The organism is Jannaschia sp. R86511 (assembly GCF_042466345.1).
Lineage (GTDB): Bacteria > Actinomycetota > Actinomycetes > Actinomycetales > JBBAYJ01 > Aquipuribacter.
Genome location: NZ_JAXHCD010000001.1, coordinates 4,013,845 through 4,033,890, shown reverse-complemented (window position 1 = coordinate 4,033,890; position 20,046 = coordinate 4,013,845). Strand labels below are relative to the sequence as shown.

26 protein-coding genes and 1 tRNA gene are annotated in these 20,046 nt (G+C 76.0%); 18 read left to right on the top strand and 9 right to left on the bottom strand.

Going from position 1 to position 20,046, the window contains the following annotated elements; genetic code table 11:
• Nucleotides 1–14: 14 nt before the first annotated feature.
• Nucleotides 15–653 (bottom strand): isochorismatase family protein, encoded by a 639-nt coding sequence (locus tag SJY06_RS18830; RefSeq protein ID WP_380169067.1) that lies wholly within the window; start codon nt 651–653, stop codon nt 15–17.
• Nucleotides 650–1,936: a nicotinate phosphoribosyltransferase gene (locus SJY06_RS18825; protein ID WP_380169066.1), complete on the bottom strand. Its 1,287-nt coding sequence runs from the start codon at nt 1,934–1,936 to the stop codon at nt 650–652. The genes SJY06_RS18830 and SJY06_RS18825 overlap by 4 nt, the downstream gene beginning before the upstream one ends.
• Nucleotides 1,937–2,031: 95 nt before the next feature.
• On the opposite strand from SJY06_RS18825, the gene clpS reads away from it, so the two are divergent.
• Together clpS and SJY06_RS18815 are read left to right on the top strand one after the other, a co-directional pair.
• Entirely contained in the window at nt 2,032–2,370 is a 339-nt protein-coding gene (clpS, locus tag SJY06_RS18820) for an ATP-dependent Clp protease adapter ClpS (RefSeq protein WP_380169065.1), read from the top strand.
• Nucleotides 2,371–2,372: 2 nt separating this feature from the next.
• Nucleotides 2,373–3,128 carry a DUF2017 family protein gene (locus SJY06_RS18815; RefSeq protein ID WP_380169064.1) on the top strand — a complete coding sequence of 252 codons (756 nt, stop codon included), beginning with the start codon at nt 2,373–2,375 and terminating at the stop codon, nt 3,126–3,128.
• A gap of 152 nt (nt 3,129–3,280) precedes the next feature.
• On the opposite strand, the gene SJY06_RS18810 is transcribed toward SJY06_RS18815, so the two are convergent.
• Nucleotides 3,281–4,177 (bottom strand): bacteriorhodopsin-like, encoded by an 897-nt coding sequence (locus SJY06_RS18810; protein ID WP_380169063.1) that lies wholly within the window; start codon nt 4,175–4,177, stop codon nt 3,281–3,283.
• A 190-nt stretch (nt 4,178–4,367) separates the two neighbouring features.
• On the opposite strand from SJY06_RS18810, the gene SJY06_RS18805 reads away from it, so the two are divergent.
• Complete coding sequence (locus tag SJY06_RS18805; protein WP_380169062.1) at nt 4,368–4,775, top strand: Mov34/MPN/PAD-1 family protein; 408 nt, start codon at nt 4,368–4,370, stop codon at nt 4,773–4,775.
• Nucleotides 4,776–4,821: 46 nt separating this feature from the next.
• Here SJY06_RS18805 and SJY06_RS18800 read toward each other — a convergent pair whose 3' ends face one another.
• Entirely contained in the window at nt 4,822–5,388 is a 567-nt protein-coding gene (locus SJY06_RS18800; RefSeq protein ID WP_380169061.1) for a pyridoxamine 5'-phosphate oxidase family protein, read from the bottom strand.
• 134 nt (nt 5,389–5,522) lie between these two features.
• On the opposite strand from SJY06_RS18800, the gene SJY06_RS18795 reads away from it, so the two are divergent.
• The 7 genes from SJY06_RS18795 to SJY06_RS18765 all read left to right on the top strand — a co-directional run bounded on the left by SJY06_RS18795 (nt 5,523) and on the right by SJY06_RS18765 (nt 11,543).
• Complete coding sequence (locus SJY06_RS18795; RefSeq protein WP_380169060.1) at nt 5,523–5,816, top strand: ubiquitin-like small modifier protein 1; 294 nt, start codon at nt 5,523–5,525, stop codon at nt 5,814–5,816.
• A 6-nt stretch (nt 5,817–5,822) separates the two neighbouring features.
• Nucleotides 5,823–6,770 carry a PLP-dependent cysteine synthase family protein gene (locus SJY06_RS18790; protein WP_380169059.1) on the top strand — a complete coding sequence of 316 codons (948 nt, stop codon included), beginning with the start codon at nt 5,823–5,825 and terminating at the stop codon, nt 6,768–6,770.
• Between the two features lie 42 nt (nt 6,771–6,812).
• Nucleotides 6,813–7,634 carry a glutamate racemase gene (murI, locus tag SJY06_RS18785; protein ID WP_380169058.1) on the top strand — a complete coding sequence of 274 codons (822 nt, stop codon included), beginning with the start codon at nt 6,813–6,815 and terminating at the stop codon, nt 7,632–7,634.
• Nucleotides 7,631–8,440 (top strand): MBL fold metallo-hydrolase, encoded by an 810-nt coding sequence (locus SJY06_RS18780; protein WP_380169057.1) that lies wholly within the window; start codon nt 7,631–7,633, stop codon nt 8,438–8,440. The genes murI and SJY06_RS18780 overlap by 4 nt, the downstream gene beginning before the upstream one ends.
• A 30-nt stretch (nt 8,441–8,470) precedes the next feature.
• Nucleotides 8,471–9,220: a ribonuclease PH gene (gene rph / locus SJY06_RS18775; protein ID WP_380169056.1), complete on the top strand. Its 750-nt coding sequence runs from the start codon at nt 8,471–8,473 to the stop codon at nt 9,218–9,220.
• The gene (rdgB, locus tag SJY06_RS18770) at nt 9,217–9,870 is read left to right on the top strand and encodes an RdgB/HAM1 family non-canonical purine NTP pyrophosphatase (RefSeq protein WP_380169055.1); all 654 of its coding nucleotides are present in this window, start codon (nt 9,217–9,219) and stop codon (nt 9,868–9,870) included. Before rph ends, rdgB begins: the two co-directional genes overlap by 4 nt.
• A gap of 113 nt (nt 9,871–9,983) precedes the next feature.
• Nucleotides 9,984–11,543 carry a molybdopterin-dependent oxidoreductase gene (locus SJY06_RS18765; RefSeq protein ID WP_380169054.1) on the top strand — a complete coding sequence of 520 codons (1,560 nt, stop codon included), beginning with the start codon at nt 9,984–9,986 and terminating at the stop codon, nt 11,541–11,543.
• Nucleotides 11,544–11,586: 43 nt separating this feature from the next.
• On the opposite strand, the gene SJY06_RS18760 is transcribed toward SJY06_RS18765, so the two are convergent.
• The 3 genes from SJY06_RS18760 to SJY06_RS18750 all read right to left on the bottom strand — a co-directional run bounded on the left by SJY06_RS18760 (nt 11,587) and on the right by SJY06_RS18750 (nt 13,084).
• Entirely contained in the window at nt 11,587–12,210 is a 624-nt protein-coding gene (locus tag SJY06_RS18760) for a hypothetical protein (protein ID WP_380169053.1), read from the bottom strand.
• 4 nt (nt 12,211–12,214) lie between these two features.
• Nucleotides 12,215–12,865: a hypothetical protein gene (locus SJY06_RS18755; protein ID WP_380169052.1), complete on the bottom strand. Its 651-nt coding sequence runs from the start codon at nt 12,863–12,865 to the stop codon at nt 12,215–12,217.
• Between the two features lie 137 nt (nt 12,866–13,002).
• Nucleotides 13,003–13,084: transfer RNA gene (locus tag SJY06_RS18750), tRNA-Leu, on the bottom strand.
• A 42-nt stretch (nt 13,085–13,126) separates the two neighbouring features.
• On the opposite strand from SJY06_RS18750, the gene SJY06_RS18745 reads away from it, so the two are divergent.
• Nucleotides 13,127–13,591 (top strand): Fur family transcriptional regulator, encoded by a 465-nt coding sequence (locus tag SJY06_RS18745; protein WP_380169051.1) that lies wholly within the window; start codon nt 13,127–13,129, stop codon nt 13,589–13,591.
• A 43-nt stretch (nt 13,592–13,634) separates the two neighbouring features.
• Here SJY06_RS18745 and SJY06_RS18740 read toward each other — a convergent pair whose 3' ends face one another.
• Nucleotides 13,635–14,153 carry a hypothetical protein gene (locus tag SJY06_RS18740; RefSeq protein ID WP_380169050.1) on the bottom strand — a complete coding sequence of 173 codons (519 nt, stop codon included), beginning with the start codon at nt 14,151–14,153 and terminating at the stop codon, nt 13,635–13,637.
• A 26-nt stretch (nt 14,154–14,179) separates the two neighbouring features.
• On the bottom strand, nt 14,180–14,653 hold the full coding sequence (gene bcp / locus SJY06_RS18735) for a thioredoxin-dependent thiol peroxidase (RefSeq protein ID WP_380169049.1): 474 nt from the start codon (nt 14,651–14,653) through the stop codon (nt 14,180–14,182).
• 98 nt (nt 14,654–14,751) lie between these two features.
• Between bcp and SJY06_RS18730 the strand changes: the two genes are divergently transcribed.
• The 7 genes from SJY06_RS18730 to SJY06_RS18700 are packed head-to-tail and all read left to right on the top strand — an operon-like array spanning nt 14,752 to nt 20,044.
• Complete coding sequence (locus SJY06_RS18730; RefSeq protein ID WP_380169048.1) at nt 14,752–15,804, top strand: energy-coupling factor ABC transporter permease; 1,053 nt, start codon at nt 14,752–14,754, stop codon at nt 15,802–15,804.
• A 1-nt stretch (nt 15,805) separates the two neighbouring features.
• On the top strand, nt 15,806–16,624 hold the full coding sequence (gene cbiQ / locus SJY06_RS18725) for a cobalt ECF transporter T component CbiQ (RefSeq protein WP_380169047.1): 819 nt from the start codon (nt 15,806–15,808) through the stop codon (nt 16,622–16,624).
• A 5-nt stretch (nt 16,625–16,629) separates the two neighbouring features.
• The gene (locus SJY06_RS18720) at nt 16,630–17,424 is read left to right on the top strand and encodes an energy-coupling factor ABC transporter ATP-binding protein (protein ID WP_380169046.1); all 795 of its coding nucleotides are present in this window, start codon (nt 16,630–16,632) and stop codon (nt 17,422–17,424) included.
• 4 nt (nt 17,425–17,428) lie between these two features.
• Nucleotides 17,429–17,719 carry a DUF3618 domain-containing protein gene (locus tag SJY06_RS18715; RefSeq protein ID WP_380169045.1) on the top strand — a complete coding sequence of 97 codons (291 nt, stop codon included), beginning with the start codon at nt 17,429–17,431 and terminating at the stop codon, nt 17,717–17,719.
• Nucleotides 17,716–18,249, top strand: coding sequence for a DUF427 domain-containing protein (locus SJY06_RS18710; protein ID WP_380169044.1), 534 nt, complete (start codon nt 17,716–17,718; stop codon nt 18,247–18,249). The genes SJY06_RS18715 and SJY06_RS18710 overlap by 4 nt, the downstream gene beginning before the upstream one ends.
• The gene (locus tag SJY06_RS18705) at nt 18,246–18,623 is read left to right on the top strand and encodes a GroES family chaperonin (protein ID WP_380169043.1); all 378 of its coding nucleotides are present in this window, start codon (nt 18,246–18,248) and stop codon (nt 18,621–18,623) included. The genes SJY06_RS18710 and SJY06_RS18705 overlap by 4 nt, the downstream gene beginning before the upstream one ends.
• Complete coding sequence (locus tag SJY06_RS18700; protein WP_380169042.1) at nt 18,620–20,044, top strand: cytochrome P450; 1,425 nt, start codon at nt 18,620–18,622, stop codon at nt 20,042–20,044. Before SJY06_RS18705 ends, SJY06_RS18700 begins: the two co-directional genes overlap by 4 nt.
• Nucleotides 20,045–20,046: the final 2 nt, after the last annotated feature.

Sequence of the window (20,046 nt, the reverse complement as noted above, 5' to 3'; positions counted from 1 at the left end):
CTCCGGGCCGGGCCTCAGGTGAGGACGTCGACCCCGGCCTCGCGCAGGAGCAGCAGCGCCCGGTCGCCGTCACCGGGCTCGGCCTCGACGAACCGGGTCAGCGCCGCGGGCACCACGGTGGCGTAGCCGAGCCGGACGGCGTCCAGCGCGGTGGCGGCCACGCAGACGTCGCCGGCCAGGCCGGTGACCACCACCCGGACCACCCCGCGCTCGTCCAGCTCGCGCTGCAGCCGGGTACGGGCCACGTCATCGGTGACCGGGTCGCGCACCGAGAACCCCGAGTAGCCGTCCTCGCCGTCCGTGCCCTTGCGCACCAGGGGGTCGCCGTCGCGCACGTCGAGACCGGGCACGAGCTCCGCGCCCCAGGTGCCGGCCACGCAGTGCACCGGCCACGGCCCGCCGTCGGTGACGAAGTGCGGGGTGCGCGGCGGGTGCCAGTCCTGCGTGAACGCGACCACGGCGCCCGCGTCGCGGGCGGCCCGGACCTCGGGGGCCAGCAGCTCCGCGAGCCGTTCACCCCCGGCGACGTGCAGGCCGCCGGCCGGGTCGGCGAAGTCGTTCTGCAGGTCCACCACGACCAGGGCCGTGGTGGCGTCGTAGGGCAGCGGCGGGTGCGGCGCGGTGCCGGTCGGGTCGGTCGCGGGCTCGCTCATGCCGGTCCACGGTAGGTCGTGCCGAACGCCGGGTCACCCGGGGCCAGGGACAGGCCCTCCCAGGGCAGCCGGCCCAGCCGGTCGGCGGAGCGCCGCCGGGACGCGGCCAGGTCGACGGCGTCGGCGCACTGCGGCGTCGGCTCCCCGGAGCGCAGCAGGGGCACCGAGGGGGACGTGTCGCCCTCCTGCTCCTCGACCGCTCCGGTGGTCCACAGCACCTCCTCGGTCGCCACCCCGGAGGCCCGGTGCCGGCGCACCACGCGGTGCGCCCCGCCCGGCGTGGCCTTGCCGGAGGAGCGCTTGGCCACCGCCCGGCCGTCGACCTGCACCAGCTTGTAGACCAGCCCGGCCGTGGGCGCCCCGGAGCCCGTGACGACCGACGTCCCCACCCCGAGGGCGTCCACGGGGGCGCCGGACAGCCGCGCGATGCCGTGCTCGTCCAGGTCGCCGGACACGACGACCCGGGTCCGGTCCGCCCCCAGGTCGTCCAGCAGCCGGCGGGCGAACCGGGCGTGCACGGCCAGGTCGCCGGAGTCGATCCTGACCGCGCCCAGGTCCCGCCCGGCCACCTCCACGGCGGTGCGGATGCCCTGGCCGATGTCGTAGGTGTCCACCAGCAGCGTCGTCCCCGGACCCAGGGCCGCCACCTGGGCGGCGAAGGCGCTGCGCTCGTCGTCGTGCAGCAGCGTGAACGCGTGCGCGCTGGTGCCGGCGGTCGGGACGCCGTAGCGGGCGCCCGCGGCCAGGTTGCTGGTCGAGGCGAAGCCGGCCACGTGGGCGGCCCGGGCCGCGTCGACCGCGGCCGCCTCGTGGGTGCGGCGCGAACCCATCTCGATCAGCGGCCGGCCCTCGGCCGCCAGCACCATGCGCGCGGCCGCACCCGCGACGGCGCAGTCGTGGTTGAGCACGCTGAGCACCAGGGTCTCCAGCAGCACCGCGACGCCGAACGGGGCGCGGACGCTGAGCAGGGGCGAGCCGGGGACGTGCACCTCGCCGTCGGCGTAGCCGTCCACGTCGCCGTCGAACCGGTAGCCGGCCAACCAGGTCAGGGTGTCCCGGTCGACCACGTCGTTCCGGTCCAGGAACGACAGGTCGTCGTCGTCGAAGCCGAACCCGGCCAGCGCCGCCACCACCCGCGACTGCCCGGCGACCATGCCGAAGCGGCGCCCCTCCGGCAGCCGGCGGGCGAACACCTCGAACACGCAGTCCCGCCGCGCCGTGCCGTCGGCCAGCGCCGCGCGCAGCATGGTCAGCTCGTACCGGTCGGTGCTCAGGCCACTCACGCGCGCCACGCTAGACGGTGGGGTGCCACCGGTCGCCGTCGTCGCGGTGGTCGCGGTGGCCGCGCGCCGGCCGCCACGTGCCTACCCTGGGGGGCGTGCCCGACCCCCGTCTGACGCAGACACCCCCGCAGGAGCCGGCCGCGCCCGCCGCCGACCCCGGCACCGGCACGGCGCTGGCCGACCGGCCCGTGGAGCAGGTCCCGGGGGCCTGGCAGACGGTCGTGTGGAACGACCCGGTCAACCTGATGTCGTACGTGTCGTACGTGTTCCGCTCCTACTTCGGCTACAGCCACGCCAAGGCGGAGGAGCTCATGATGCAGGTGCACACCGACGGGCGCTCCGTGGTCAGCAGCGGCAGCCGCGAGAAGATGGAGACCGACGTCACCGCGATGCACACCTACGGGCTCTGGGCCACGGTCCAGCGGGAGGGATGAGCGTGAGCGGGTTCCGGGCACTGGTGAGGCGGCGGCGCGACGGCCGGGTGGTGTTCGACCTGGACGTCGTGCACGCGGGCGTGGTCGCCGAGGCGCTGGAGCAGACCCGGGCCGTGCTGCTGGACGACGTCGCGCCGGCGCAGGACGACGACGGCCTGCTGGGCGACCGGTCGACCGGCGCGGGGGCCGGGGCCGGGGCCGAGACCGCGTCCGGGCCGGGCCCGGCGTCCGACGGCGGCAGGGCGGTGCCGGACGAGTTCGACGCCATCGTCGCCGGGCTGGGCGACGTCGCCGACGAGGAGTCCGCCCGGCGCAGCGCCGCGGCCGAGGCCGGCCGGGACGACCCGGTGGTGCGCCGGCTGCTGCCCGACGTCTACCTCGACGACGCGGCGGGCTCGGCGGAGTTCCGGCGGCTGTCCGGGGACGTGGTCCGGACGACCAAGGTGTCGGCCATCGACTCCGTCCTGACCGACCTCGCGCTGCTGCGCGACACCGACGGTGCCCTGACCGTGTCGCCGGAGCGGGCCGCGGCCTGGCTGACCGCGCTGAACGACGCCCGGCTCGCGCTGGGGACGCTGCTGGCGGTGGGGGAGGACGACGACCTGCACTCCGAGCTCGACGCCTACGAGCAGCAGCTGGCCGAGGGCGGGCTGCAGGGCGACGAGCCGGCCGATCAGGCCCTGCGCGCCTACCGCATCGCCGTCTACGACTTCCTGTCGGCGCTGCTGGACATGGTGGTCCGGGTCCTCGACCGCTGACCGGCGGTCGGGCCCTGGGACCGTGGTCCGGTCCCGGCGGACCCCGCCCGCGGCCGGGGCCGCGGACGGGGTCGCTGCGCGCAGGGGTCGCGCCTGGTGCGGGCGGTGCGGGCGGTGCGGGTGGCTCGGGTCGTGCGTCTGGTGCCGGTGGTTCAGCTCCTGGCGCCGGCGGCGCGCTCGGCCTCGCCGGTCCGGGCGGTCCGGGGGTCGGCGACCCCGGTCGGGCGCACGCCGTCGACCTCCTCGATGAGCATGAGGGTGCCGGGGTCGTGCACCTCGGCGTAGTCCGGGTCGTCGTAGGCGCTCTTGAGCCGGGCGATCCGGAAGATGACGATCGCGAACAACGCCTTGGCCAGGATGTCGGCCACGGAGTAGCCGATCTCGCGGGCCACGAACGCGTCGGCACCGTCGATGCCGAGGACGGGGAACAGGTACGCGATCGGGTAGACGCCCCAGGTGGCGATGAGCAGCAGCCGCAGGTTGCGCACGGTCACCGACACCTCCTTCGGGGCCCCCTCGAGCACCCGGCCGAGCTCGACGAAGAGCACGTACAGGATGTAGAGGAACGGGATCGTGGACAGCGCCCCCCAGATCATCTTGGTCGCGATGTCCGTGCTGATCTCGCCCGGGTAGCCGAGCGCGATCATGAGCGCCGAGGCCGGGATGAGCTTGAGCAGCAGCGACGTCTGCGTCTTGCGGGCCAGGGCCAGGACGGCGATGGCCTCCAGCAGCAGCAGCGGCACCGTGAGCAGCCAGTCGACGTAGCGGTAGGCCACGTTGAACGAGGTGCCCTCGGCCAGCACGTACGTGCCCATGCCGCCGATCGCGTCGGTGACGTAGGCGTCGCCGAAGGAGTCGAAGATCCGGAAGTAGTGGTAGGCGGCGATGCCGCAGACCGTGGCGGAGATGATCAACGCCATCCGGTACTTGGGCAGCACCTTGCGCAGGTTCAGCAGCAGGAACAGCGCCGTGAACAGCTGGGCGGCGATGACGAGCGACAGGAAGTTGTAGACCGTGTCGAACTGAGCCTGGCTGAGTTCTTCAACCATGCGTCGTCCCTCCAGGGGTTGTCGGGTGCACACACCGGATGCGGGTGGTCCACGTCCTCGTGGCCCGCAGTGCACTCCCAGGAGACGCCCAGGAACGAGCGCGCGCAAGTTGACCAACCTATGAATCGGTTTGGTTCGGTCGAGAACGGGGTACGCGTGACGGTCCGGCGGTCCTGCGTAGGCTCCGACCGTGCTCCGCATCCGCCGTGACCTGCTCGACGCCGTCCTCGCGCACGCCCGCCGCGACCACCCCGACGAGGCCTGCGGCGTCATCGCCGGCCCCGCGGGCAGCGACGACCCGCAGCGCCTGGTGCCGATGGTGAACGCGGCCCGGTCGCCCACGTTCTACGAGTTCGACTCCGCGGAGCTGCTGGCCCTGTACCGGGACCTGGACGACCGCGACGAGGAGCCCGTGGTGGTCTACCACTCCCACACCGCCACCGAGGCGGCGCCGTCGCGCACCGACGTCGCGCTGGCCTCCGAGCCCGGGGCGCACTACCTGCTGGTGTCGACCCGGGCCGAGCACGACGAGGTGCGCAGCTTCCGGATCGTGGCCGGCGAGGCCACCGAGGAGCCCGTGGAGGTCGTCGAGGCCTAGACCTCAGCCGGAACGGGCCGGACCGGGCCCCGGTCGGCTCGTCGGGTCAGCGGCCGTCGAAGTCGGTCGTGTACTCCGCGGCGGTGCGGGTGGCGGGCGCCCAGCCGGTGGGCTCGCGCCAGCGCGGCGCGGGGGTGTCCGGCAGCTCGACGACGCGGTCGGTGGACACCAGCCGGCGCCCCGAGACGTTCTCCAGCGGGATGCGCAGCCACAACGTCTTGAAGCCGGGCGCCCAGGCCTGCAGCCGGCCGGCGAGCCGGGCCGTGCGCACCTCGTCGGTCTCCCGGGTGGCCCGACCGGTCACCAGGACGCTCCAGCCCTCGCGCACCCCGGGGCGCACCTCGTCGGCCTCGAAGGTGACGAGGCAGCCGGGGGCGAGCTCGCCCAGCCGCGAGCCCTGGGTGGTCCGCACCACGACGTCACCACCACCGCCGCCACCGACGGCCTCGTGCTCGTCACCGCCGTCGACCACGAACGCGACCGGCACCACGTGCGGCGCGGTCGCCCCCACCGGCAGGTCCGGGTCCACGAACGCCACCCGTCCCACCTGCGCCCCGCGCAGCAGCCCCACGCACTGCCGCCGGTCCAACGTCTCGATCCTCGGCTGCCCCACCCACCCAGGCTGCTCGCCCGGCGGGCCCGTGTCCAGAGGACGAACGTCCTGGTCGGCCCGGTCGCGGGAATACGACCGCGGCGCCCGCCGGTTCCCGCCGGTGACCAGCCGAGAGCACCCGAGGAGAACCCCGCATGAGCGCCCAGGCCATCACGGTCCGGATCCCCACGATCCTGCGTCCCCTGACCGGGGGCGAGAAGCGCGTCGAGGGGCAGGGCGCGACCCTGCGCGAGCTGCTGGCCGACCTGGAGTCCCGCCACCAGGGCCTGCAGGACCGCGTGGTCGACGACGGCGCCCTGCGCCGGTTCGTCAACGTGTACGTCAACGACGAGGACGTCCGGTTCACCGGCGGCCTGGACACCGCCGTCGCCGACGGGGACCAGGTCACGATCCTGCCCGCGGTCGCCGGCGGCGCCCGCGACCGCTGAGCCACCGTGCGCGTCGACTCGGTGCTGGACACCGTCGGGGACACCCCGCTGGTGCGGCTGGGCCGCCTCGTCCCCGGTGACCGGGTCCGCGTCTGGGCCAAGCTCGAGGACCGCAACCCGACCGGCTCGGTCAAGGACCGCGCCGCCACCTGGATGGTGCGGGCCGCCGAGGGCGACGGCCGGCTGCGCCCGGGCGCGACCCTGCTGGAGCCGACCAGTGGCAACACGGGCATCTCGCTGGCCATGGCCGCGCGGCGCGGCGGGTACCACCTGGTCGTCGTCGTGCCGGAGAACGTGTCGGAGGAGCGGGTGCGCCTGCTCCGGCTGTACGGCGCCGACGTGCGCTTCTCGCCGGCCGCGGGCGGGTCGAACGAGGCCGTCCGGGTCGCGCGGGCCCTGGCGGCCGAGCACCCCGACTGGGTCATGCTCGACCAGTACTCCAACGAGGCCAACGCCCGGGCGCACTACGAGTCCACCGGTCCGGAGATCCTCGCCGACCTGCCGGAGATCACGCACTTCGTGGCCGGGCTGGGCACGACCGGCACGCTGATGGGTGCGGGCCGGTTCCTGCGCGAGAAGGTGCCGGACGTGCAGGTCGTGGCGGCCGAGCCCCGCTACGGCGAGCTGGTCTACGGCCTGCGGAACCTGGGGGAGGGGTTCGTCCCCGAGCTGTACGACGAGTCGGTCCTGAACCGCCGGTTCTCGGTCGGCCCCCGTGACGCCGTGCGGCGCACGCGGGAGCTGCTCGACGTGGAGGGGATCTGGGCCGGCGTGTCCAGCGGGGCCATCCTCCACGCGGCCCTGGGGCTGGCCCGTCAGGCCGAGCAGGCCGGCGAGCGCGCCGACATCGCGTTCATCGTCTGCGACGGCGGTTGGAAGTACCTGTCCACCGGGGCCTTCGACGGCGACCTGGACGACGCGGAGGACGCCCTGGACGGCCAGCTCTGGGCGTGAGCCGGCACCGTCGTGTCCGGCCCCGCCGGTAACCTCGGGCCCGTGCTGGACGAGCTCGACGCCCCCATCGGGATCTTCGACTCCGGGGTCGGTGGTCTGACCGTGGCCCGGGCGGTGCTGGACCAGCTGCCGCACGAGCCGATCCGCTACCTGGGCGACACCGCCCGCACGCCCTACGGCCCGCGGCCCATCGCCGAGGTGCGCCGCTACGCGCTGGACTGCCTGGACACCCTGGTCGACTCCGGCGTCAAGATGCTCGTGATCGCCTGCAACTCCGCCAGCGCGGCCATGCTGCGCGACGCCCGCGAGCGCTACGACGTGCCCGTGGTCGAGGTGATCGCCCCCGCGGTCCGCCGGGCGGTCGCCGCCACCCGCAGCGGCCGGGTCGGGGTGATCGGCACGCGGGCGACCATCAGCTCGCGCGCCTACGAGGACGCCTTCGCCGCCGCCGTCCACCTCGACCTGACCACCCGCGCCTGCCCGCGCTTCGTGGAGTTCGTCGAGGACGGCGTGACGTCCGGGCCGGAGCTGCTGGCCGTCGCCGAGCAGTACCTCGCCCCGGTGCGGGAGGCCGGCGTCGACACGCTGGTCCTGGGCTGCACCCACTACCCGCTGCTGACCGGCGTCATCGGCTACGTGATGGGCGAGGACGTCACCCTGGTCTCCAGCGCCGAGGAGACGGCCAAGGACGTCTACCGGGTGCTGGCCGGCCACGACCTGCACCGGCCCGACGACGCGCCGCCGCCCACGCACCGGTTCCAGGCCACGGGCGACGCGGGCGCGTTCCGGGCCCTGGCCGGCCGGTTCCTCGGCCCGGTCGTGGGGGCGGTGGAACTGCCGGGCGCCGGGGCGGAGGCCGGGTGAGCGCCCCCGACGGGCCGACGGGGCTGCGGCTGACGGTGGTCGGCTGCTCCGGCTCCTACCCCGGACCCGACTCGGCCGCCTCCTGCTACCTGCTCGAGGCCCCGGACGGCCACGGCGGCACCACGCGGGTCGTGCTCGACCTGGGTAGCGGCGCGATCGGCCCGCTGCAGCGCCACGTCGACCCGCGCGCGCTGGACGCGGTGCTGCTGTCGCACCTGCACGCGGACCACTGCCTGGACCTGATGGGGCTGTACGTGCTGCAGCGGCACCACCCGGACGGGCCCAGCGGGCGCCGGGTGCCGGTCTGGGGGCCCACGGGCACGGCCGCCCGGCTGGCGCGCGGCTACGACCTGACCGAGCCCGACGCCATGTCCGCCGAGCTCGACGTGCGCGAGTGGCAACCGGGTCGGACGGTCGACGTCGGGGCGCTGCGGGTGACGCCCTTCGCCGTCCGGCACCCGGTCGAGGCCTACGCGGTGCGGGTGGTGTGGACCGACCCGGCCGGCGGCGACCACGTGCTGGTCTACTCCGGCGACACCGACACCTGCGACGGGCTCGACGCCGCGGCGACCGGAGCCGACCTGCTGCTGTGCGAGGCCGCGTTCGTCGATGGCCGGGACGAGGTCCGCGGCATCCACCTGACCGGGCGGCGCGCCGGCGAGGTCGCCGCCCGGGCCGGGGTCGCACGCCTGCTGCTGACCCACGTGCCGGCCTGGAACGACCCCGGTGCCGCCGCGGTCGAGGCCGGCGAGGTGTTCGGCGGTCCGACCGTCACCGCGGCCCCGGGCCAGGTCCACCACGTCTGAGGCCACGGTCGCGGCTGCTTGGATGGGGGGGTGACCGACACCAGCCAGACCAGCCCCGCCCGCCACGACGGCCGGGCCCCCGACCAGCTGCGCGAGGTCCGGCTGACCCGGGCCTGGAGCGAGCACCCCGAGGGCAGCGTCCTCGTGGAGTTCGGCCGGACCCGGGTGCTGTGCACGGCCAGCTTCACCCCCGGGGTGCCGCGCTGGCGCAAGGGCTCCGGCCAGGGCTGGGTGACCGCGGAGTACGCGATGCTGCCCCGCTCGACCAACACCCGCAGCGACCGCGAGTCCGTCAAGGGCCGGGTCGGTGGGCGCACCCACGAGATCTCCCGGCTGGTCGGGCGGGCGCTGCGCGCGGTGGTGGACACCTCGGCGCTGGGCGAGAACACCATCCAGCTGGACTGCGACGTGCTGCAGGCCGACGGCGGCACCCGCACCGCCGCCATCACCGGCGCCTACGTCGCGCTGGCCGACGCCGTCACCTGGGCCAAGGGCCAGGGGCACGTCAAGCGCGGCGCCGCGGCCCTGACCGGGTCGGTGGCCGCGATCAGCGTGGGCGTCGTCGACGGCCGGGCCGTGCTGGACCTGGACTACCCGGAGGACGTCAGCGCCGGGACCGACATGAACGTCGTCTGCACCGGCGACGGCCGCTTCGTCGAGGTCCAGGGGACCGCCGAGGGCGCCCCGTTCGACCGGGCCGAGCTCGACGGGCTGCTGGACCTGGCCGTGGCCGGCTGCGCCCGGCTCACCGAGCTGCAGGCGCAGTCGCTGGCCTCGTGAGCGCGCCCCGGCTGGTGCTGGCCACCCGCAACGAGCACAAGGTGACCGAGCTGGTGCGGCTGCTGCGCCCCGCGGTGCCCGACCTGGGCGACGAGGACGTGGTCGCGGCCTCCCACCTGGCCGGCCGCGGTCTGCCCGACCCCGGGGAGGTGGCCGAGACCGGGGTGACCTTCACCGAGAACGCGCTGCTCAAGGCCCGGGCCGTGGCCGGGGCCACCGGGCTGCCGGCGGTGGCCGACGACTCCGGGCTGTGCGTGGCCGTGCTGGGTGGGGCGCCGGGCGTGTTCTCGGCCCGGTGGGCCGGTCGCCACGGCGACGACGAGGCCAACCTGCAGCTGCTGCTGGCCCAGCTGGCCGACGTGGCGGCACCGCACCGCGCCGCCTGGTTCGAGTGCGCCGCGGCGTTCGTGGACCCCCGTCCCGGCGTCCCCGACGCCGAGCGCGAGGTCGTCACGGTCGGACGGCTGACCGGCACGCTGACCACCGAGCCCCGGGGGCGGAACGGCTTCGGCTACGACCCCGTGCTGGTGCCGGACGGCGGGACCCGCACCAGCGCCGAGCTCAGCCCGGCCGAGAAGGACGCCATCAGCCACCGGGGCCAGGCCATGCGCGCCCTGCGGCCCCGGCTGGTAGCGGCGCTCGCCCGCTGAGGCGCCGGTTCCGGGGCCACGTCGGCCGCCGGAACGCGACGCCCAGGTGACGAACCGGTGACGCCCGCCCCGCCGAGGAGGTCGAGCGGACCGACGTGCCGCATGCTCGTGGGGTGACCACCACTGCGACGCCCTCCGCCCCGGCTCCTGCGACCGCGCGACCGTCCCGGCCCTGGGCCGCGGCCGCCGGCGTGGTTTCGGCGGGCGCCGGCATCGCGGCGGCCGAGGTCGTGGGGGTGCTCACCGGCCCGGGCTCCACGCCCGTTCTGGCCGTCTCCGACCTGGTGGTCGACCTGACCCCGCCATGGGCCAAGGACGCCGCCATCGCGGCGTTCGGCACCAACGACAAGCTGTTCCTGTTCACGGTCGTCGCCCTGGTCGCCGTCGCGGTCGCCGCGGCCGCGGGCCTGCTGGAGGCCCGTCGCCCCGGCTGGGGCTCGCCCGTGACGGCGCTGCTGGCCGTGGCCTGCGGGGCGGCGGCCCTGACCCGGCCGGACCTGGGGCTGTTCGGCGTGCTGCCGGCGTTCACGGCCGGTGTGGTCGGGGTCCTGCTGCTGCGTCTGCTGGTGCCCCGGGTCGCGGGCTCGGGGCCGGCGCCCGCGACCGCCGCGCCGGGACGCCGCGCCGTCCTGCTCGGCGGCACGGGCGCCGCCGCCCTCGGGGTGGGGCTGGGGGCCCGGGCCCTGGGGGCGTCGGGGACCGGCACGGTCGAGTCCCGGCAGGCCGTCGTCCTGCCCGAGCCCGCCCGCGTGGCCCCCACGGTGCCGGCGGCGGCCACCTTCGACGACATCGAGGGCATCGAGCCGTTCCGCACCGCCAACACGAGCTTCTACCGCATCGACACCGCGCTGGTGGTGCCGTCGCTGACCACGGCCGACTGGACCCTGCGCATCAACGGCCTGGTCGAGGAGGAGGTCGAGCTCGACTGGGACGCCGTGCTGGCCATGACCCAGGTCGAGAAGTGGGCGACCCTGTCGTGCGTCTCCAACACCGTCGGGGGGGACCTGATCGGCAACGCGCTGTGGTCGGGGGTGCTGACCCGGGACCTGCTGGCCCTGGCTCGGCCGCTGCCCGAGGCGGACATGCTGCTCTCACGCAGCAGCGACGGGTTCACGGCCGGGTCGCCGGTGGAGGCCCTCACCGACGACCGGGAGGCCCTGCTCGCGATCGGCATGAACGGCGAGCCGCTGCCCACCCAGCACGGCTTCCCCGCCCGGCTGGTCGTGCCCGGGCTGTACGGCTACGTGTCGGCCACCAAGTGGGTCGTCGAGCTCCGGCTGACGCGGTTCGACGCCGACCAGGGCTACTGGACCCCGCGCGGCTGGTCGGCGCTGGGCCCGATCAAGATCGCCTCCCGGATCGACCGGCCGGGTGGCACCGTCCCGGCCGGGACCACGACCGTGGCCGGGGTGGCCTGGGCCATGGACGTCGGCGTCGGTGAGGTCCAGGTGCGGGTCGACGGCGGCGACTGGGCGAGCGCGGAGCTGGCCGAGGCGGGCACCAGCAGCACCTGGCGGCAGTGGCGCTGGGAGTGGGACGCCGAGCCCGGCACGCACGACCTCGAGGTCCGCGCCGTCGACGTCGACGGCACCGTCCAGCCCGAGGAGCCCGCGGCGCCTGCCCCCGACGGGGCGCAGGGCTACGACGTCGTCACGGTCACGGTCCAGGGCTGACGGCCGCGTCCCGGCGCCCGGGCGCGCGACCCCGACGACCGGCTCAGGTCACGACGGCCAGGGCGACCGCCCAGCAGGCGCAGGCCCACAGCACGCTGGCGAACGTCCCGATCATGAACCGTTCGGGAGCCGCGGGGATCTTGAGCTCGCCGAAGCGGCCCAGGCCCTTGACCGCCAGCACCACGGCGATGCCCTCGGGGCTGCCGATGGCCAGGGTGCCGAACGTGGCCAGCCGCTCCAGCACGCCCAGCGTGGACCCGCCGCGCAGCAGCCCCGGGGCGGACAGGGTGGCCGCCACCGGGCGCGTCCGGACGGCGGCCGGGTCGAGGGGCGACGTGCCGCGGTGCAGGTCGACGCCCTCGGCCGCCCGGGCCGCGGCCGGGTCGGCCAGCCGCAGCACCCCGGTGGCCATGGGGGAACCGCCCGCGGCGGCCGCGACCAGCAGCGCCCCGACCGCGAGGACCCGGCCCGCCCCGCCGGCGGCCGGGGCGGCCAGCGCCAGCAGCCCGCCCCCGACCAACGGCACCAGCAGCCCGGCGACCACCACGGCGCCCAGCCACGGCGGGCCGGTGACGATCCCGGGTCGCAGCGAGAACGGCAGCAGCACGACGCAGCCGACCGCCAGCAGCAGCAGGACCAGGCCGAGCCCGACCTCGACGACGCCCACCGCCTCAGCCCCCCGCCGGGGCGGGGGGACCGCCGTCGTCGTCCGGCCGGGCGGCCGCGTCCGCCTGCTCGAGCAGCCGGGCCACCACGTCCAGGGCGGCCGCCTGCGGCCGCCACAGCGCCGCCGCCAGCCGCTGGCCGACGGCCTGCCGGGTCACGCCGAGCGTCTGCGCGGCGTCGGTCTGGGTGGCCCCGTGGGCCACGAGGGCGACGGCCTCCCGGGCCTCGTCGCTCCAGCGCAGCTGCACGGCCAGGGCCAGGGCCAGGACGGCGTCGGCGTCGGCCACCACGGCGGCCCCCGGCGCGGGCAGGTCGGCCGGCACGAGCGCCGCCCGGTGCGGCCGCGTCTTGGCCGTCTCGACGGCCTCGCGCGCCGCGGCGAACGCGGGGCCCCGACCGGCGCGCGTGGAGCCGGGCAGCGGCTGCTCGACGGGACCGACGCCCACCCCGACGGACCAGTGGCCCGTGCCGACCAGGGCCTGCACCGCGGCGACGACCTCGTCCCCACCGGTCAGCACCCCCTGCAGCTCGTCACCCGCCGTGCGCTCGAACGCGCGCAGCGGCCGCGGCACGACCCGGGCGAGCAGCTGCAGGGCCGCCCCGACGCGGTCGGAGCCCTGCCGGCTGCCGCGCTGGTCGGCGGTCAGGACGAACATGCGGCCACGCTAGGGGGTGCACCGGACACAGCCGGGCCGGACACGAGCCGGACGCACCGGCACCACCGTCGGCCCGCGCGGGACCTCCGTGCGAGCAAGGGTGCAACCCCGGTGCGACCCCGCGCGCGGCCGTGCGGTGCGGAAGGCGGGACTCGAACCCGCACGCCGTGAGGCACAGGAACCTAAATCCTGCGTGTCTGCCAGTTCCACCACTCCCGCGTCCGCCCCAGCCTAGGACGCCGGCTGCCCTAGCCTGGGGTGGTGACGGCCCCGGGCGAAGCGGCTCCGGCCCCCACGCCGCGGCCCGGTGACCCCGACGTCCGGCGTCGGCTGCGGGCCTGCGGGCTGCACCTGACCGAACCCCGGCGCGCCGTGCTGGCGGTCCTGGCCGAGCAGGGCGGGCACCTGTCGGCCGAGCACGTGGTGGCCCAGGTGGCGCTGATGGCCCCCGGCGTGCACCGCGCCAGCGTCTACCGCAGCCTCGAGGCGCTGACCGACGCCGGGATCGTCCAGCACGTCCACCTGGGCCACGGCGCGACGGCGTACCACCTCACCGACGACGCCGGCGAGCACCTGCACCTGCAGTGCGACGGCTGCGGCGTCGTCCTGGACGCGCCGGTCGCCCTGCTCGGCCCGGTCCGGCGCCGGCTGCTGCGCGACCAGGGCTTCGTCCTGGACGCCGCCCACGTCGCGCTGTCCGGCACCTGCGAGCGGTGCCGGACCTAGGAGCGGTGCCGGACCCAGGAGCGGTGCCGGGGGCAGGTGCGCGTCAGGTCCAGGGGATGCTGCGGTCCGCGGCCTTGACCGCCAGGAACCAGGCCGACGTCGTCGGCCGCCACAGCAGGACCAGGCCCGCCGCGACGACGGCGAGCGTGGCCAGGCCCAGCACCAGCTCGAGCAGGTCGAGCGCCTGGAACAGCCCCCACACCGAGCCCACCCCGTTGACGGCCCCCAGCACCGTGCCCACCACCCGTCCCTGGCCCCGGCCGAGGAGCCACGCGAACAGGGCCCACAGCCCTGCCGCGACGACGGTCGAGACGACCAGGCCCACGGCCACCAGCCACCCCGTGCCGTCCACCGCCGCCGCGGGGTCCACCCCGGCCGCGGCCAGGTCGGCCTCGAGCTGGGGCATGACCTGGGCGACGGCGCGGTCGATCGACAGCAGCCCGTAGACCCCGGTCAGCACGGCCAGGACGGCACCGGCCCACATCAGCTGCACCAGGCGGACGACCGTGGCCGGCCGGTCGGCCCGGACGTCCGCCTGCGAGGGGCGGGGCTCGTCCGTCATCTGCTTCCCCCAGGTCGTGCGGTCGGTCAGGCGGCGTCCAGGCCGAGCTGCTTGCGCAGCATGGCCACGTGGCCGGTCGCCTTGACGTTGTACCGGGCCAGGGTGACCACGCCGTCGCCGTCCACGACGACGGTGGAGCGGATGACCCCGGTCACCACCTTGCCGTACAGCTTCTTCTCGCCGTAGGCCCCCCACGCCGTCAGCGTGCCGCGGTCGGGGTCGCTGAGCAGGGGGTAGGTCAGCCCCTCCTGCGCCGCGAACCGGGCGAGCTTCTCGACCGGGTCGGGCGACACCCCGAGCACCCGGTAGCCGGCCTGCTGCAGCGACGCGAGGCTGTCGCGGAAGTCGCACGCCTGCGTGGTGCATCCGGGAGTCATGGCGGCGGGGTAGAAGTACACGACCACCGGCCCCCCGCGCAGGTCGCTCAGTGTCACCGTCGTCCCGTCGTGCGCGGGGAGGGTGAGGTCGGGGGCCCGGTCTCCGGGCGTCAGCTGCGACACCGTTGCAGTTTCGCATTGCGCCGAGGGCCGGGCCAGACGACGATCACGGGTGTGCCGTCCGGCGCCGCCCGCCCGCACCACGCACCCGAGGAGCCCCCGTGCACGTTCCCGACGGTTTCCTGGACGTCCCCACCTCCATCGCGACCGGCGTCGTGGCCGCCGGGGTGGTCGCGGTGTCGCTGCGCCGCGCCCGCGACGAGCTGGCCGAGTCCACCGCAGCGGCGCCGATGGCCGGCCTGGTGGCCGCCTTCGTCTTCGCGGTCCAGATGCTCAACTTCCCCGTAGGGGTCGGCACCTCCGGGCACCTGATGGGCGGGGCGCTGGCCGCGGTGCTCGTCGGACCCTGGACGGCGATCATCTGCCTGGCCGTGGTCGTCACCCTGCAGGCGCTGCTGTTCGCCGACGGCGGGGTGTCGGCGTTGGGCTCCAACGTGTTCCTGATCGGCATCGTCACCGTCGTGGTCGGCTACGCCGTCGCCCGCGGCCTGATGGCCGTGCTGCCCAAGCGGCCGGCCTCCGCCGTGCCCGCCGCCGCGGTCGGCGCGCTGGTCTCCGTGCCAGCCACCGCCCTGGTCTTCGTCGGCCTGTACGCCGTGGGCGGTGCGGCGGAGCTCGACCTCGGTCAGCTGACCGGCTTCATGCTCACCTGGCACGTCCTGATCGGCATCGGCGAGGCCGTCATCACCGGCCTGACGGTCGGTGCGGTGGTGGCCACGCGGCCCGACCTGGTCCGGCTGACCCGCGGCTACCGCACCGCCCTGGTGCTGACCGACGCCGACGGCACCAGCCGCGAGGTCGCGGCCGCCCCGGTGGCCGACGGCGTCCGGCGGATCGGGACCGGCTGGGTCGCGGCCGCGCTCGGCGTCTGCCTGGTCCTGGCCGGCCTGGTCTCCAGCTTCGCCTCCGCCAACCCGGACGGCCTGGAGTACGTCGCGGGCGAGGTGGGGTTCCTCGAGACCGCCCGTGACTCCGTGGTGGCCGGCAGCCCGTTCGGCGACTACGCCGTCGCCGGCATCGACAACCCGGTGCTCGCGACCGGCCTCGCCGGTGTGCTCGGGGTGGCGATCGCGCTCGCGGTGGGCGTCCTGATCGCCCGGGCGGTCCGGCCGCGGGCCACGGGCGAGACCGCCCGCGACACCGAGAAGGTCTGAGTTGGGCGCAGGCCACGCGCACGGGGCCTCCCGGAGCGTCTCCGACGGGCTCTACGTGCACGGGCACACCCCGCTGCACCGGCTGCCCGCCGAGGTCAAGCTGGTCGGCCTGCTCGCGTTCGTGATCACCGTGGTGGCCACGCCGCGCGAGCAGGCCTGGGCGTTCGGCGCCTACGCCGTGCTGCTGCTCGTCCTGCTGGCGCTGACCCGGCTGCGACCGGGCCTGGTGCTGCGGCGGATGGTCATCGAGGTGCCCTTCGTGGTCTTCGCGGTCCTGCTGCCGTTCGTCGCGCTGGGCGAGCGGGTGGACGTGCTCGGCCTGCAGCTGTCGGCGGACGGGCTGCTGGGCGGGTTCAACATCCTGGCCAAGGGCACCCTCGGCGTGGTGGCGGCCGTGCTGCTGTCGGCGACCACCACCCCGCGTGACCTTGTCGTCGGCCTGCAGCGGCTGCGGGTGCCGGGGCTGTTCGTCACGATCCTGTCGTTCATGGTCCGCTACCTGGACGTCGTGGTGGACGACATGCGACGCATGGCGCTGGCGCGCGCCTCCCGGGGCTTCCAGGCCCGGCACCTCGGCCACGTCCCCGTGGTGGCCAAGGCCGCCGGAGCGTTGTTCATCCGGTCCTACGAACGCGGCGAGCGGGTGCACCTGGCGATGGTGTCGCGCGGGTTCACCGGGACGATGCCGCAGCTGGCCGCCCCCCGGCCCACCGCGGGGCAGTGGGCGGCGGTCGCCGCGGTGTGGCTGCTCGCGGCGGGGGTCGCCGTCACCGCGCTGGCCGCCGGTGAGCGGACGGCGTGGCTCGTGGTGGCAGGGTGAGCGGCGTGGACGACGTCGCGCTCGAGCTGGCCGGGGTCGCCTTCGCCTACCCGGACGGCCACCAGGCCCTGTTCGGTGTCGACCTGGCCGTCCGCCGCGGCGAGCGGGTGGCGGTGCTGGGCCCGAACGGGGCGGGCAAGACCACCCTGCTGCTGCACCTGAACGGCATCCTGGGCCGCGCAGCCGGCTCCAACGCCGTCGGCTCGGTCCGGGTCGGCGGGACGGAGGTGTCCAAGGCCACGCTGGGCGAGGTGCGCCGTCGGGTCGGTCTGGTCTTCCAGGACCCCGACGACCAGCTGTTCATGCCGACCGTGCGCGACGACGTCGCCTTCGGCCCCACCAACCTGGGGCTGCGCGGGCCCGAGCTGCAGACCCGCGTCGACGAGGCGCTGGACGCCGTGGGCATGCGGGAGCTGGCCGACCGGCCGCCGCACCACCTGTCCTTCGGCCAGCGCCGGCGGGTCGCCGTGGCCACGGTGCTGGCCATGCGCTGCGAGGTGCTCGTGCTGGACGAGCCGTCGTCGAACCTGGACCCGGCCAGCCGGCGCGAGCTGCTGGACGTCCTCGCCGGGCTGGCCGTCACGGTCGTCGTCGTCACGCACGACCTGCCGTTCGCGCTCGAGCTGTGCGAGCGCAGCGTCGTCCTGGACGCCGGCCGCATCGTGCACGACGCCGGCACGCTGTCGGTCCTGCAGGACCCGGAGCTGCTGGCCCGGCACCGGCTGGAGCTGCCCGTGGGCTTCGACCCGGCCGCCGTCGTGCCGCGGGGGCGCGCGCACCCCGCCGCGTCGATACCGTGAGGGCATGAGCGACGACTCCGGCCCCGACGGCACCACCCCCTCCAGCCCCGAGGCCATCGAGGCGGCGATCCTGGCCCGGCGGGCCCACCTGGCCGGCACCCTCGACGAGCTGGTCGAGCGGGTCAAGCCCGCCAACCTGGCCCACGACGCCAAGGACGAGGCGGTCAGCCGCGCCCGGGACGCCGTCAGCGACGAGGACGGCAACCTGCTGTACGAGCGGATCGTCGCCATCGGCGCCGCGGCCGTGGCCCTGGTGGTCGCCGTGGTCGTCCTGCGCCGCCGGTCCCGGCGGTGACCGCGGCCGGCGACCGGTCCGGCCGTCGGCTCCCGCCCGGCGTCGTCCCCGAGGTCCCGGGCCCCGGCCAGGAGTCCGTCTGGGACTACCCGCGTCCGCCCGCGCTGCTGGCCGACCGCCGCACCGTCGTGGTGGCCTTCGGGGGAGAGGTCGCCCGCACCGACCGGGCCTACCGGGTCTGCGAGACCTCGCACCCGCCGACCTGGTACCTGCCGCGGGACGCCTTCGCCGCCGGGGTCCTCGTCCCGGCCGAGGGTCGTTCGCTGTGCGAGTGGAAGGGGCAGGCGTCCTACCTGGACCTCGTGTCCCCCGACGGCCGGGTGGCGTCCCGGGCCGCCTGGACCTACCCCACCCCCACGGCCGCGTTCGCCGCGCTGGCCGACCACGTCGCGCTGTACCCCGGGGCGGTGGACGAGGTGACGGTCGCCGGCGAGGTGGTCCGGGCGCAGCCGGGCACCTTCTACGGCGGCTGGGTCACCGACGACGTGGTGGGTCCGTTCAAGGGGGCACCTGGGAGCATGGGCTGGTGAGCAGCGTCGCCAGCCCCCCACCCGGGACCGACCCGGGCACCGTGCCCGGTTCGGGCACCGACGGCCGCCTGCCCGTGCGGATGCTGCACGACCGGATCCTGGTCCGGGCCGAGGCCGACTCCGAGCGGCGCTCGGGTTCCGGCATCGTCATCCCCGCCACGGCCACCATGGGCCGTCGGCTCGGCTGGGCCGAGGTGGTGGCCGTCGGCCAGCACGTGCGCCAGGTCGAGGTGGGAGACCGCGTCCTGTTCGACCCCGAGGACAAGGCCGAGGTCGAGCTGCACGCGGCCAGCTACGTCGTGCTGCGCGAGCGCGACCTGCACGCCGTCGCGGCGCCGCGGGTGCCGGACGGCGGCACCGGCCTGTACCTGTGAGCCGGGACGCCCCGCCCGTCGCCGGCGCCGGGTCGGCCGCCCGCCGCAACGCGCGGTTCACGCCGGTCGAGGCGGACGGCCCGCTGCCGTGGGACATGGTGCGTGCGGTGCCCGCCATCATGCGCAACGCCCTGCCGTTCCTGGAGCGGACCGCCGCCCGGTACGGCGACGTGGTGCCGTTCCCGGTGAACGGCCGCCCCGCCGTGCTGGTCAACGGCCCGGCCGGGGTCCGCAGGGTGCTGCAGGACAACCACCGCGGCTACGGCAAGGCCACCATCCAGTACACCTCCCTGGCGCTGGTCACCGGGGCCGGGCTGCTGACCAGCGACGGCGAGGTGTGGCGGGCCCACCGCCGGGTGGTGCAGCCCGCCTTCCACCGGGACACGCTGTCCCACGTCGCCGCGGAGTCGGTGCGGGCGGCGCGGTTCGTGCGCAGCGAGTGGGACGCCGCCCCGGGCCGGGTGGTGGACGTCGACGACGTGCTGATGCGCGCGACGCTGCACGTGGTGGGCCGGACCCTGTTCGGCGCCGACCTGGTCGACGGCGGGGCCGCCGAGGGGCGCCGGCTGGTGGCGGCGGTCCACGAGGCCCTGGCCGTCGTGATGCGCCGGGCCACCCAGCCGTGGACGGCGCCGCCGGGCGTCCCGACCCCGACCGCGCGCCGCCTGGCGCGCTCGCGGGTCACCCTGGACGAGGCGTGCCGGGCCATGGTGGGCGCCCGCCGGGCCGCGGGCTCCGGCGGGGCCGACGTGCTCGGGCTGCTGCTGGCCTCGGGGATGACCGACACCGAGGTCCGCGACGAGCTGGTCACCCTGGTCATCGCCGGGCACGAGACGGTGGCCGCCAGCCTGACCTGGACGCTGCGGCTGCTGGCCGAGAAGCCGGCGGTCGTGGCCCGGGTCCACGCCGAGCTGGACACCGCGCTGAGCAGCGGGGACGGCGGCACCCGCGAGGTCCGCTGGGAGGACCTGGCGGCCCTGCCGGTCACCCGGGCCGTCGTCGACGAGGGGCTGCGGCTGTACCCGCCGGCCTGGGTCATCACCCGCCGGGCGCTGGCCGACGACGTGGTGGACGGCGTCGCGATCCCCGAGGGCACGCTGGTCATCACCTCGCCGTGGCTGCACCACCGCCGGGCCGACCTGTGGCCGGACCCGCTGCGCTTCGACGTGGACCGCTGGCTGGGCCCCGACGCCGGGTCCCGCCGCGAGGGGTACATCCCGTTCGGGGCCGGGCCGCGGCTGTGCATCGGGCGGGACTTCGCCGTGGTGGAGTCGGTCATGGTCCTGGCCGAGCTGCTGCGGGACCGGACCGTCGCCCCGGCCGGCCCCCGCCCGGGGGTCGTGCCCTCGGTGACGCTGCGCCCGCGCGGCGGGATGCACCTGACCGCGCGCCCACGACGCGACGGGCCCGCCACGTCGTAGGG

Coding starts and splice junctions, on each gene's coding strand:
- SJY06_RS18830 (WP_380169067.1), bottom strand. CDS start 653: ATGAGCGAGCCCGCGACCGACCCGACCGGCACCGCGCCGCACCCGCCG.
- SJY06_RS18795 (WP_380169060.1), top strand. CDS start 5,523: ATGAGCGCCCAGGCCATCACGGTCCGGATCCCCACGATCCTGCGTCCC.
- SJY06_RS18810 (WP_380169063.1), bottom strand. CDS start 4,177: ATGGTTGAAGAACTCAGCCAGGCTCAGTTCGACACGGTCTACAACTTC.
- SJY06_RS18755 (WP_380169052.1), bottom strand. CDS start 12,865: ATGTTCGTCCTGACCGCCGACCAGCGCGGCAGCCGGCAGGGCTCCGAC.
- SJY06_RS18715 (WP_380169045.1), top strand. CDS start 17,429: ATGAGCGACGACTCCGGCCCCGACGGCACCACCCCCTCCAGCCCCGAG.
- SJY06_RS18740 (WP_380169050.1), bottom strand. CDS start 14,153: ATGACGGACGAGCCCCGCCCCTCGCAGGCGGACGTCCGGGCCGACCGG.